Raw genomic sequence first — 13,007 nt, 5'->3', positions numbered from 1 at the left:
CCGTGAACGCGGACACCGAGACCTCTTCCCTCGTGCTCGCCGGCCCTCATGGGGCCGGCGGTGCGTTTCCCAACGGTAACGGCGGTCCCGCCGGGCCACACTTTTTCGGCTACGACGAAGTCCGCGACCCGCACGGGATGACCCGCGCTCACTGGCAGCCTTTCTACCGCCACGCGCCCGACCTGAGCGGCCCCGAATTCACACGCCGCTGGCGGGACGGTCAGCGGGTCATCCGCGAGAACGGCGTCACCTACAACGTCTACGGCGACCCGCACGGCATGACCCGGCCGTGGCAACTCGACCCGATCCCGTTCCTCCTCACGCCGCGAGAATCCGCCGACCTGGAAGCCGGGCTGGTTCAACGCGGCCGACTGTTCGAACGCATCCTGGCAGACCTCTACGGCGAACAGCGGTTGCTCCGCGAGGGGTTGATCCCGACCAGCCTCGTCTACCGCAACCCTCGATTCCTCCGCCCGTGCCAGGGCATCCGCCCGCCGCTCGGCCAGTACCTGCACCTGTACGCGGCCAACCTCGCCCGGGCGGGCGACGGCAGTTGGCGGGTCATCAGCGACCGCACGCAAGCCCCGTCGGGGGCCGGGTACGCACTCGAGAACCGCATCGTCGTGGCCCGCACCCTCCCCGAGGCGTTCTCCGCCTGTCGCGTGCAGCGGCTCGCGACGTTCTTCCAGACGCTCATCACGGCGTTGCGGGCGATCGCCCCGCGGAACAAGGACAACCCTCGCGTCGTACTGCTCACCCCCGGCCCGTACAACGAGACCTACTTCGAACACTCCTACCTCGCCCGGTACCTCGGCTACACGCTGGCCGAGGGGGGCGACCTGACGGTCCGCGACAACCGCGTTTACCTGAAGGTTCTCGGCGACCTGCAACCGGTAGACGTGATCTTCCGCCGCCTCGACGACGACTATTGCGACCCGCTCGAACTGCGGCCGGACTCGTTCCTCGGCGTGCCGGGGCTGATGCACGCGGTCCGCACCGGCAACGTCGCCGTCGCGAACGCCATCGGCAGCGGCCTGGTCGAATCCCCGGCGATGATGGCGTTCCTGCCGCAACTTTGCCGGCGGCTACTCGGCGAGGAACTCCGGCTCGCGTCCGCCCGAACTTGGTGGTGCGGCGACCCGGAGTCCCTGCGGTATGTTCTCGACAACCTCGCCGACCTCGTCGTGAAACCGGCCTTCCCGCTCCGCAATCACACCATCCCGGCGATGGACTGCCTGGACACCGCGACTACCGCCGACCGCATCCGCGCAATGCCGCACGCCTTCGTCGCGCAAGAGCGGCTGCCCATGTCGATGTCGCCCACGCTGACCGCCGATGGCGTGCAACCACGGAAGACGGTCCTGCGGCTCTACCTCGCCGCGCACGGGGACTCGTTCGACATGATGCCCGGCGGCCTGTGCCGTTTCGGCCCGTCGGCGGATTCGGAACTGGTGCTGATGCAAGCCGGCGGCGGCAGCAAGGACACCTGGGTGCTGACCGACGGCGAGGTCAACCCGTTCAGCTTGCTGCCGGCGAAGGACACGCCGATCGAACTGACCCGCGGCGGTGGCGACGTGCCGAGCCGGGCGGCCGACAACCTGTTCTGGCTTGGCCGGTACGCCGAGCGGGCGGAGAGTCTCGCCCGGTTGCTGCGGTGCATTCTGTCGCGGCTGTCCGAGCGGAGCAGCGCGGCCGAAAGCCCGGAACTCCCCGCTCTGCTGCGCACCCTGTCGGCCCAGACCGACGGCAAGCCGAAGGGCGAGGCCGATGTCCTGCCGGCCCTTTACAACCGAGACGACCCGAACAGCCTCACCACCACCCTCCATGACTTGCACGGGGCGGCGGGGCTGGTCCGCGACCGGATTTCCCTCGACATGTGGCGGGTCGTCAACCGGGCCGCCCGAGAAACCCACCGGGACGAGCGACCGACCTACGCCGACGCGCTCGACGACATCGACGTGACGATCCTTCGGCTAGCGGCGTTCACCGGGATGGTCGTCGAGAGCATGACCCGCACCGACGGCTGGCGGTTCCTCGACCTCGGCCGCAAGATCGAACGGGCGATGCACCTTCGGCACCTCATCCACGACACGCTCGCGGTCCCGCAACCGGCCGAAAACGCAATCCTCGACGCCGTGATCGAGGTTTGCGATTCGCGGATGACCTACCGCCGCCGGTACCTCGGCACCCTGCGGTTCGAGCCGGTCCTCGACCTCGTGATGTTCGACGAGTCGAACCCGCGGTCGCTCGCGTCGCAGTTGGCAACCATCGCCGACGACGTGAACAATCTGCCACGGGTTACAACGGCCGCCCGCGGGCCGGACCAACGGCTCTCGCTCGCCGCCCTCGCGGCGTTGCAAACGACGGAGGTCGAGAAACTCGCGACCGTCACGGGCGGCCGCCGCCTGGAACTGATCGACTTGCTCCACAAGTTGGGCGAGTGGCTGCCGCAGTTGTCGAACGCGCTCACGCAACAATACCTCAGTCACCTGCAAAAATCGCGGCACCTGTCGAACGCCATGACGGCCACCTTCGCCCCGCCCCCGTCGGTCTTCCCATGATTCGCTACCGCATCCTCCACCGCACGCGGTTCACGTACACCGAGCCGGTGTCGCTGTGCCACAACATGGCGCACCTGATCCCGCGCGAGTGCCCCTGGCAGTTCTGCGAGCAGAGCCAACTGGACGTGACCCCTCCGCCGGCCGTGCTGGATACGCGGACCGACTGCTTCGGGAACATGGCCACGCACTTCGCGGTGCAGGAACCGCACCGAGAGTTGACGATCACCGCGGTCCACCGGATCGGCGTGCTGGCCCGCCTGCGGCCGAACGCCGCCCAGACGCCACCGTGGGAAGACATTCGCGACCGCGTCCCGGAATGGCTCCACGCGGTCCAATTCCTTCACCCGTCGTGCTACGTCATCGCCGCCGAGGAGTTGGGCCGGTACGCGATGGAGTCGTTCACGCCCCGCCGGCCGATCCTGGACGCCGCCCTCGAACTGACGCACCGCATCTTCGAGGACTTCCAGTACGACCCGCAGTCGACGACCGTATCGACGCCGGTGTTAGAGGTGTTCGCGAACCGCCGCGGCGTGTGCCAAGACTTCGCCCACTTGCAGATCGCCTGCCTTCGGTCGATCGGCCTCCCCGCCCGGTACGTAAGCGGCTACCTCTCGACGACGCCGCCACCCGGCCGCCCGCGGCTCGTGGGGGCCGACGCCTCGCACGCCTGGCTGTCGATCTTCTGCGGCGAGGCCGGGTGGGTCGATCTGGACCCGACGAACGATCAGGTCGCCGGCGACCGGCACATTCAGATCGCCTGGGGCCGCGACTACGACGACGTCAGCCCGGTCAAGGGCGTCATCCTCGGCGGCGGTCAGCACAAGGTCGAAGTGTCCGTCGACGCGGAACCGTGCTGAACCCGCGCGGCCGTTACCCCAGCAATTTCTCAATCTTCGCCGCGAGCCTCTGCGGCTTGGTGAAGGCACTGTACCGGCCAGCCACACTCCCATCCCGGCCGACCAGAAACTTGGTGAAGTTCCACTTCACGGCCCGCGTCCAGAGGAACCCCCGACGGGCGGCCGTGAGGTGCTTGTAAAGTGGGTGGGCGTTCGAGCCGTTCACGTCGCCTTTCGCCAGGATCGGGAATGTCACCCCGTACTTCACGCCGCAGGTGGTCTTGATGTCCTCGACCGACCCGGGTTCCTGGCCCATGAACTGATTGCACGGGAACCCGAGGACGACCAACCCGCGGTCCTTGTACGTTTGGTACAACTCTTCGAGGCCCGCGTACTGCGGCGTAAACCCGCACTTGCTGGCGACGTTCACGATCACCAGCACCTTCCCGCGGTACTCGCCGAGCGTGCCGGCCTTACCGCCGAGGTAGGTAATGGGAATGTCGTAGATGGTCACGGGGCTGCCCATTCTGCTGGCTCCAGACGCGGGAGGTTAAAGAAGGAGTGCTTGGTGCATGACTTATGCCAGTGCCTGTCGCGTCCGGGCGACGAGTTTGGAGTCGGCGGCGGCCGAACCTTTGAGCCAGAACAAACTGGCCGCTAGGAAACGGTTCCGCCACCGCGGCGCGAGGTGCGAGTAGTCTTCCATCACCGCCGAACTGAACTTGTAATCGTGCGCGTCCGTCCCCTTCAGGAACACCAGCGAGCGGCCCGCGTCGATCAACTCCTGGGCACCGCCCTCGTTCCGGTTCGCGTACCCGAGGGCCATCCGGGCGGCCTTCGCCTTGTCGGTCGAGAGCGTTGCGAAGATCGCCTCGACACCCCCGTCGCGGTCGGCGTCGGCGGCTTCCAGGGATTCGACTTTCACGTCGGCCACCTTCCCGCGCTCGGTCATGGACTTCCGGAACATCGGCAGGAACGCGGCCGCCTGGAGGAGCAGCAACTTCCGCGTCTCCTCGTCCCCCGTCGTGATAAACGCATAGTGCAGGGCGTTCGCCGTGGTGAGCGTGTGCAGGCCGACGATGCCGGGCTGGCGCATCAACAGTTCCCCGCCGCCCAGGAACACGGCGTCCCACACCGACCGCGGTGAGAGGCCGCCGTTGATGAGCGCAACCACCCGTTCGCTCACTTCACTTTCAGACGATCCGCGAATCGCGGCGAGGAGGTCGGGCACCGCATCGGGCTGTGCCGTGCCGTCCCGCCAACTCGGTCCCAGTTTTCGCACGAGTTCGGCGTTCCGAATGCCGACCTTGTCCGCCGGCAGTTCACCGTCCGGCCGACCCTTCGCGTCGTGCTTGAGCAGCGCGAAAGCGAGCGACCGCAGCACGGGTTCGGCGTGATGCCACCCGATGACCTGGAGCGTTCGGAAGGCGTTCGCCACGAAGATCGCCTTGTGGCCGATGTCACGGAAGTCGCGGCAGCCGAACCGCGCGAACAGGTCGAAGGCCTCGTTCGCCGTCGCGTGGCGGGCCAAACCGGCCGCGGCGAGGTCCGCCTTCCCCTCGTCCCACGCCGTCATCGCCGCGGTAAATTCCTCGCGCACCGTTCGGGCCGACGGCACGCGGGATTGCTCCACCGGGTTCATCCGCCATCCGCTTTCCTTGACGTTCTGCGCCTGGGCACTCTTGAAGTTGTCCAGCGCCCAGAAGATCGGCAGCCACCGGTCCCGGTCCGGCCCCGCGAGCGACGCCTGGTGGGCCGAGTTGACGACCATGACGGCGTGGAACTTGAACCCGACGTTCGGCCGGGGTTGGATGTTCCGCACCCCGGCGAGTTGGAGGGCGGCGAGGACGTCGCGGTAGGGCGTGCCCTTCTTGACGCGGGCGGCGACCTCTTCCAACAGTTTTTCGCGGGGGGTTTCTTCGACGAGCTTCACCAGGGAATCGAGGCCCGCGTTGAACCGGACGTGGTTCGGGTCGACCTTCGCGTCACCAGCGGCCACGCTCGGCAGGGCGTTCAGGAACGCCAGGCCTCCGAGGCCGGCGGACGCCGATTGCAGGAACGAGCGGCGGTGGGAAGAGGTGGTCATGGTCAGCCCCTGTGGGTGAGGAGAGATGGGCTGCTAGAATTGTACTCGATCCGGAGGGGCGTGGCTTCGCACGCCGGGGAGTTACGCAGTTGCCACCATCACCGGCCACCCTCCTTGTCACTTCTTTGAACAGATCGGTCGTTGACCTGCAGCGGTGGGCCGCACACAATACTACCCATTCGCGGGATGAACTTTCACCGAGGGCCGCCTCCCATGCGCTGCGACGAGATCGACTACGAAATCCTGGGCGACGACATTCAGCTGGTGGAAATCACGCTCGACCCCGACGAGACGGTCATCGCCGAGGCGGGCGTCATGAACTACATGGAAGACGGCATCACCTTCCAGGCCAAGATGGGCGACGGGTCGAAGCCCCAGCAGGGCTTCTTCAGCAAGCTCGGGGCCGTCGGCAAGCGGGTCCTCACCGGCGAATCGCTGTTCATGACCCACTTCACGAACGAGGGCAAGGGCCGCCGCAAGGTCGGGTTTGCCGCCCCGTACCCCGGCCGCATCATCCCGCTCGACCTGTCCGAGCACGACGAGAAGATCATTTGCGAGAAGGGGGCGTTCCTCTGCGCCGCGTTCGGCACCGAGATTGGCATCCACTTCCGTAAGAAACTCGGCGTCGGCCTGTTCGGCGGCGAGGGGTTCATCCTGCAAAAGCTCGAAGGCGACGGGCTGGCGTTCCTGCACTCCGGCGGCACGATCATCGAGCGCGAACTGCGGGACGGCGAAATCCTCCGCCTCGACACCGGCTGCCTCGTCGCGATGGAACAGGACGTGGAGTACAACATCGAGCGGGCGGGCAGCCTGAAGTCGATGTTCTTCGGCGGCGAAGGGATGTTCCTCGCCACGCTCGAAGGGCCGGGCAAGGTCTGGATTCAGACGCTGCCGTTCTCCCGCCTGTGCGACCGCATCATCGCAAGCGCCCCGTCCGCCGGCGGCAGTTCCAAGGGCGAAGGCTCGATCCTCGGCGGCGTCGGCCGACTGTTCGGCGGCGACTAACCTCCCCCCTGCTCTACCCGCCGGCGAAAGTTCGACCTTCCCATCATGCACACACACGCCCCCCGCGGCCGTTGGCTCGCCCTCACCGCGGCCCTTCTCGGCTGGATGTTCGACGGCATGGAAATGGGCCTCTTCCCGCTCGTCGGGAAGGACGCCCTCCGTGACCTACTTCAGAGCAACGCGCAGCAAGAGATCGACCGCTGGTACGGCGTCATCATCGCTGGCTTTTTGGTGGGAGCCGCGACCGGCGGCGTCCTGTTCGGCTGGCTCGGCGACAAGATCGGCCGGGTGCGGGCGATGACCGTCAGCGTGATGCTGTACTCGCTGTGCAGCGGCGGGTCCGCGTTCGCGCAAGAGGCGTGGCAACTCGCCGTCCTGCGGTTCGCCGGGGCGCTCGGCATGGGCGGGGAGTGGGCGCTCGGCGTCGCGCTCGTGATGGAAATTTGGCCGAACAAGTCGCGGGCGTGGTTGGCCGGGTGGATCGGGGCGTTCGGCAACCTCGGCTATACCCTCGTCGGCTCGTTCAAGCTCGTGCTGATTGAGGTCGGCGGGAACCTGGCCCCGTCGTTGGCATCGCTCGGCCTGCCGACCGACTCGGTGGACTACCTGACGGCCCACAACAACTGGCGGCTGCTGATGCTCTTCGGCGCGGTCCCCTCCCTGCTGACGTTCCTGATCCGCATTTTCGTGCCGGAATCGGAGCGGTGGGAGGAAGGCAAGGCCGAGGGCAAAACATCCCACTGGTCCGGCCGCGACCTCGTCGGCGTCCTTGTCGGCGCGACGGCGGGGGCGGTGACAATCGGCCTGTCGGTCGTGGACATTCCGAACAGCCTCCGCCTCTTGGGGACGCTAGTCGGCTTCGTCGTGGTGGCGGGCGGCTTCCTCTACCCGGTGCGCAAGTACGTCTCGCGGGCCGGTGTGTCCCCGGAAGAACAACGGCGGACGATCGGGCGGATGCTCCTCGCCGCGGGGTTGAGCGGCGTGGCCCTGCTCGGGACGTGGGCGGGGCTGATGTGGATGTACTTGTGGGTGTCAGCGTTGCCCGGCGGGAAGGTGCCGGAAGCGGTGGCGTACATGCAGATCATCTCGTCGCTCGGGGCGGCCGCCGGGTGCGTAATCGCGGCCGTGCTCGGCGGGCGGTTCGGCCGTCGGCCGGTCTACGCCGTGATGTGCGTGCTGTCGGCCGTCACCGTCGTCGGCTTCTACCGCCTCAACACGGAGTACGGCACCGTCTTCTTGCTATCGTCCGGGTTGCTCGGCCTCGTCACGGCGTCGTTCTACGGGTGGCTGCCGCTGTACCTGCCGGAACTGTTCCCGACGGCCGTGCGGGCGACGGGGCAAGGCTTCGGCTTCAACTGCGGGCGGGTCATCGCGGCGGTCGGCAGTCTGCAAATGCCGAACCTGCTGGCGGCGTTCAAAAATGACTACGGGCAGGCCTGTGCGCTCGTCGCCGGGGTGTACGTTCTGGGTTTGATGCTGATCGTGATCGCGCCGGAGACGAAGGGAAAACCGCTGCCCGAGTAGCGACAGGCACGTTCAACGGTGTTTCGGGTTGTCCCAGTTCGGGCGGAACTCTTCGCCCTTGCCGCGGTCTTGGTTGAAGACGATGGCCAACATTTGCAGGGCGTGGCACTTCGCACGGAACGCCGTGGGCCAGTCCCCTTGCTGGCCTTTGGTTTGTGCCTCCTCGTTCAACCGCGAGTGGGTCGCCCAGTCGATGCTGGCGTGATCCTTCAGCACGTCCTTCAACTCATCGTCCTTCTGGGCGAAGCGGTCGAACAGCGATTGCGCGATTTCGAACGGGTAGGTCTTGTAGACGTGCAGTTCGTGGACCGCCTCCGCCCCGTCGCCGGCCTCTTGGCTCGCGCGCTGGAGGTGCAAAACCATCCCCCCCACGCCGGCGACGATGATTGCGGCCGCCAGCCCGAACAATGGCAATGCCCCGGAAACGCTCTGGATTTGCAGCACGAGGGAGACGATCGCGAACAACGAGCCGGCCGCCAAGAACAAGTACGGCCAGGGCATCACCCGGTCGCAGAGTTTCAAGAACCGCTGCAAAACGCCGGGCACGGCCCCGGTCACCTTGGGCGTGAAGGTCGAACTCGAACCGGGAACCTGAACGATGATGCACGTGATGTTGTCCCGACCGCCGCGGATGTTTGCCAGCGAGATGAGGAATTTCGCCGCTTCTTCCGGCGGGAACGACATCGCGACGGCCCCGATTTCGTCGGGCGTCACTTCGTTGCTCAGTCCGTCGCTGCACAGCAAGAAGATGTCGCCCGGCTGCGTCGGGTGCGGGCCTTCGATGTCCACTTCCACTTGCTCGTCGGGGCCGAGCGAGCGGACGATGACGTTCTTCTTGAAGTCGCCGAGTTGATCCGGGTCGATCCCCTGCCGCCGGGCGATTTCCCACACCCACGAGTGATCGAAGGTGAGTTGCTCAACGCGGCCGGACCGAATGCGATACGCGCGGCTGTCGCCGACGTGCCCGACCCACGCCCCCTCGGCCCGCAGGAAGAGGGCCGTGCCGGTCGTGCCGAGGCCCTTGAATTCCGGGTTCTTGACGCCGATGTCGAAGATGTCGCTGTTCGCCTCGGTGAACGACCGGCGGATAGCCGGGACGACGCCTTCCTGCGGGACGTGCTTGGCGTACGTCAGCGGAATGTCGCGGATCGCCTTGGCGCTGGCCTTCTCGCCGACCGCGTGACCGCCCATGCCGTCGGCGACAATGAAGATGTGCCCCTGCGTTTGGTACACTTGCTCATCGGCCGCCAATTGCACGGCACACGCATCTTGGTTGTGACTCCGCTTGGCCCCCACGTCGGTGAGGGCGGCATAGCGGACCTTGGCAGACGACACCGTGTGTTTCCCTGGAGAGGATCAAAATCTTCTGCCTGATTCTACTCCATCGAATCGATTTTTCTCGTCACAAGTCCCGAATCTGTCCGAACTAGTCTAAACGACACGACAGGGTGTGCCGGTGGATTCCGGCCTTGAGTCGGTCAGCACCGTCGGCAGCACACTCCAACACGAGGCGGGGTTGACCCGGGAACTCGGCCCGGCTATCCGTGCCCCGCTTGCTCGTAGGGATCGGGTGGCGGGAGCCGCGAATGATGCCGTGGGGTCGAAAGTCCGCGATCGTGTTGTCGGTCGTCACGCTGTTGGCGGCCGGCGGCGGGTGCGTCGAGCGGCGGTTCGTCGTCCAGACGAATGCACCGGGGGCGCAAGTGTACGTCAACAATCAGGCCGCCGGCCCCAGCCCGGCCGACGTGCGGTGGGACTACACCGGCGTGTACGAGTTCCGTGCCGTCGCCCAAGGGTATGAACCGCTGGTCGAGCGGATCAAGATTCGGCCGAAGTGGTACGAGTACCCAGGGCTGGACTTCTTCTTCGAGGCGGTCTACCCGTTCCACATCGAAGACGTCCGCCGGATATCGCTGGAACTGCGGCCGGCGGAACTGGTGCGGACGGACGAATTGCTGGACGCCGCCGAGCGGTTGCGGGAACAGGGCCACAACCTCCCGCCGCCGAAGTACCCGGAAGCGGAACAGCCGAAACGCGACCCGTTACTACCCCGCTAGCCGCCGCTCCGCAGCGACGACGCGAGTTGCAGCAGTCGCTTCTCCCAATAAATCTGGTAGTCCATCGGGCACGCGGCGTGAACGCCGACGACGACGGGTTTCGTCCCGCCGGCGTTCTGGGCGTTCATCTTGATCGCCGAGAGCACCACGAGTTTCGTCGTCTTCGCGTCGGGGCCGGACACCTTGTACCGCACCACGTCGATGCCGCGTTGCTCTCCCGCGTTCGGGCTGTCGCCGAGCGGCGGGTCTTTGATCTCGGTCCAGTTCTTCATCTCGTAGAGTTTGTCGTACTGTTCGGCGAGGTACGTGCGAAGGGTCGCGACAGGATCATCGCCTGCCGGGTCGAGTAGGAGCACCGCGACACGGGCACGGGGCGGAACGTCCCACTTCTTGGCCTTCGACTTGAAATCCGCATCGTAGACCGTGTCGGCCTTCGGGTCTTCGATCGTCGGATCGGGCAGTTTCTTCCACCAGCCGTCGCCGTCGGTCAGGCGGTAGTCGGCGTCCTGGCCGATGAGGAGTTTGGTGGGCGTCGTCGTTTCCTGCCACTTGTCTCGCCGGTCGAGCAACGTCATCCGATCGCGGAGGTCGTCGAGGTCGGCCGCCAACAGGCTCACTTCCGCTTCCGGGGCGGCGGCGAAGAACAGGTAGCCGATGCCCTTGTACGCCAGGCCGTAGGCTTCGCCGAGGTAGACGCGGGTGCCGAGTTTGGCGGAGGCGTTGCCGCGAAATGTGAACTTCAGAGCCGGCTGCCCGGCGAGCGTCCCGCCGGTGTCGTCTTTCAAATCCAGGTCGTCGAACAGGGGGCGGAGGCGCTCGGTGATGGCCTCGCGGAGTTCGCCCGGTTGCGGGTTCCGCGTTTGGTAGTCACGCGCTTCAACGGCGATTCGGGCACTGGAATCGGTCCGCTTCAGTCCGAGCAAGTTGACGTTGAACAAGGACTTGGCCTCGTCGTCCTTCTGCCAGTTCGGCACCGGGTAGCGGTACGAGACGTTTCGTTCCTCAAACACGAGATCGGTTGCCGAACTACCGGCCGTGCCCAACTTGCCGGCGACCATCAGGCCAACGCCAACGGCTGTGCCGACCACAAGAAAAACGGCAATCAGTGGCAGGACCGGCGACCGCCCCGCCGACGGGGCCGCTGATGTTTTTTTCGCGGGGGTCTGCTTGCCGCGGGACGAATACGACGGTCTGACCGGTTCGGGTTCCGCTGGCGGCAAGGTTTCTGCGCCGGGGGCAAATGGCGAGTCCGGCGGGGGATTCATTGGAGCCGAGGGGCCGAGTGTGAATCGCATCCCGCAGCGGGGACAAGTCAGGACCGCACCGGCCGGAACCTGAGCCGGGTCGAACAAAAACGGGCAACTCGGGCTGGGACATTTCAGGGCTTGAGACATCGACCGCGTCCGGGAAGGTGAGTGCGGATGGAGGGAATTATAGCTTGACGACAATAATGACCCCCTCAGTTGGTCTCATTTTCCAAAATCCTTCTGCCAGCATAAATGGCCTGACTTCTGAGGCTTTAGTGGAATTTTCTCTGCCAGGCAGCCCGCAAGTCTGAGACAATCATTCAGGCGGAACGGCAAAAATCGGTTGACTTCATCCCTGACCGTTCTAGATATGCTTGGAAATGACGAATTTCAGCCCTGGTCAAAATGGGCGTGTTTGATCTCAGCAGAATCGGTTCTCGGAGTGCGTGATGACGTTGGCTGGTGGACTTCCGAGTGGCTTGGCCTTCCTGACAGGTTGGTTGGCCGAAACCTCGGAAACAAGTCTGGAGACCACTCTATCGGAGTGGGTTCGCCAAACGGGCTGGTCGTCCGTCGGTTTGATCTGGCCTCTGTCCGAACGCTCAACCACCGCACTGCTCGCAACGCCACAAGACACAAAGCCGCTAACCCAACGCCCGGCCGAACTCGACGAGGTGCTAAAGTCCCTGCTAGCAGGGCAGACGACTTTGATCCGGCCCGTTTCTGGGACCGCCGGCCGAATGTACTCGCTGCTAACGCCGGCCGGTTCGCCCGCCGGGGTCATTTGGGCCGAACGAAGTTCACGCGAGCCGTGGGAAGAGGTCGATCGGAATTACTTCCACTTGGCGGCTCGTCTTCTGGAACGCTCGCCGCAATTCGGCCGCAAGATCGGCCCGGTTCTGGAGCCGGTTCGCCTGGAACAGCGGTTGAAAGACGCCGCGGTGATCGCCGGCCGGATGGCCCACGACTTCGACAACATCCTGACCGGGATCATGGGCTTTGCCGACCTAACACAACCACTGCTCGCGGCCAACTCGCAGCCGTCGAAGTACGTGGGCGAGATCACGAAGGTGGGGCAGCGGGGGATTACCTTCACTCAACAACTCCACCAGTTGAGTCGAAGTGCCCAGGTGAAGCCTCAGCCCGCTTCCGTCGCGGCCGTGCTTGCAAAAGAAGAACACCGGGTTCGTCCCGCCTTACCGAACGGGACTACCATGGTCGTGGAGGTTCCACCGAACCTCCCCTCCGTGGCGATGGAAGCGGGTTCACTACACACAGTCTTTGGCCATCTGGTGGACAACGCCGTTGAGGCGTCCGCCGCGAACGGAAAGATTGCGGTTACGGCTCGATCGGTCGAACTGACCGGGGCCGATGCCCGCGGCTATTTGGGCCAGGCGTCCGCCAACCAGTTCGTGGAAGTTACGATTCGGGACCACGGTTCCGGCATCAAGCCCGAAGTCCGGGCGAAAATGTTTGCCGAACCGTTTTATACCACGAAGATCCGCCACCGCGGCCTGGGTTTGGCCACGGTTTTTCGTGTCTTGTTTGCTCATCGAGGGGGGATTCGCATCGACGCGGCCACTCCCCCAGAACTCGGGACCGCTGTCCGCGTCGTCATTCCTCTCGCTTCGGTCCGCCCCGCAGTCGCCCCGCCGGCGACGGTGGGAGCCCCGGCTCCTGGAGTTTAATTC

Annotated in this window: 10 protein-coding genes; 6 read left to right on the top strand and 4 right to left on the bottom strand. The window is 65.5% G+C overall.

The genetic code is table 11. The features are described from left to right. Positions 1 to 2: 2 nt before the first annotated feature. On the top strand, positions 3 to 2,561 hold the full coding sequence (locus PX52LOC_RS23990; protein WP_149112458.1) for a circularly permuted type 2 ATP-grasp protein: 2,559 nt from the start codon (positions 3 to 5) through the stop codon (positions 2,559 to 2,561). Continuing rightward, a complete protein-coding gene (locus PX52LOC_RS23985) occupies positions 2,558 to 3,418 on the top strand; it encodes a transglutaminase family protein (protein WP_149112457.1) in 861 nt (286 codons plus the stop codon). The genes PX52LOC_RS23990 and PX52LOC_RS23985 overlap by 4 nt, the downstream gene beginning before the upstream one ends. A gap of 13 nt (positions 3,419 to 3,431) precedes the next feature. On the opposite strand, the gene PX52LOC_RS23980 is transcribed toward PX52LOC_RS23985, so the two are convergent. After that, entirely contained in the window at positions 3,432 to 3,923 is a 492-nt protein-coding gene (locus PX52LOC_RS23980) for a glutathione peroxidase (protein ID WP_149112456.1), read from the bottom strand. Between the two features lie 51 nt (positions 3,924 to 3,974). Then, positions 3,975 to 5,483 (bottom strand): hypothetical protein, encoded by a 1,509-nt coding sequence (locus tag PX52LOC_RS23975; RefSeq protein ID WP_149112455.1) that lies wholly within the window; start codon positions 5,481 to 5,483, stop codon positions 3,975 to 3,977. Between the two features lie 213 nt (positions 5,484 to 5,696). On the opposite strand from PX52LOC_RS23975, the gene PX52LOC_RS23970 reads away from it, so the two are divergent. Further along, a complete protein-coding gene (locus tag PX52LOC_RS23970; RefSeq protein WP_149112454.1) occupies positions 5,697 to 6,488 on the top strand; it encodes a TIGR00266 family protein in 792 nt (263 codons plus the stop codon). A 45-nt stretch (positions 6,489 to 6,533) separates the two neighbouring features. Next, positions 6,534 to 8,012, top strand: a complete 1,479-nt coding sequence (locus tag PX52LOC_RS23965; RefSeq protein WP_149112453.1) for an MFS transporter — start codon at positions 6,534 to 6,536, stop codon at positions 8,010 to 8,012. Between the two features lie 12 nt (positions 8,013 to 8,024). Here PX52LOC_RS23965 and PX52LOC_RS23960 read toward each other — a convergent pair whose 3' ends face one another. Next, the gene (locus PX52LOC_RS23960) at positions 8,025 to 9,347 is read right to left on the bottom strand and encodes a PP2C family protein-serine/threonine phosphatase (RefSeq protein ID WP_149112452.1); all 1,323 of its coding nucleotides are present in this window, start codon (positions 9,345 to 9,347) and stop codon (positions 8,025 to 8,027) included. A gap of 251 nt (positions 9,348 to 9,598) precedes the next feature. Between PX52LOC_RS23960 and PX52LOC_RS23955 the strand changes: the two genes are divergently transcribed. Next, positions 9,599 to 10,069, top strand: a complete 471-nt coding sequence (locus PX52LOC_RS23955; RefSeq protein ID WP_149112451.1) for a PEGA domain-containing protein — start codon at positions 9,599 to 9,601, stop codon at positions 10,067 to 10,069. Here the strand turns inward: PX52LOC_RS23955 and PX52LOC_RS23950 are convergent. Next, positions 10,066 to 11,127, bottom strand: coding sequence for a hypothetical protein (locus PX52LOC_RS23950; protein WP_149112450.1), 1,062 nt, complete (start codon positions 11,125 to 11,127; stop codon positions 10,066 to 10,068). The two genes, PX52LOC_RS23955 and PX52LOC_RS23950, sit on opposite strands and share 4 nt — an antisense overlap. Before the next feature lie 929 nt (positions 11,128 to 12,056). On the opposite strand from PX52LOC_RS23950, the gene PX52LOC_RS23945 reads away from it, so the two are divergent. Then, entirely contained in the window at positions 12,057 to 13,004 is a 948-nt protein-coding gene (locus PX52LOC_RS23945) for an ATP-binding protein (protein ID WP_168219170.1), read from the top strand. The last annotated feature ends 3 nt before the right edge of the window (positions 13,005 to 13,007 follow it).

The sequence above is a fragment of the Limnoglobus roseus genome (genome assembly GCF_008254045.1).
GTDB classification, from domain to species: domain Bacteria; phylum Planctomycetota; class Planctomycetia; order Gemmatales; family Gemmataceae; genus Limnoglobus; species Limnoglobus roseus.
The sequence above is the reverse complement of the archived record's forward strand: the minus strand, read 5'-3'. Positions and strand labels throughout refer to the sequence as shown.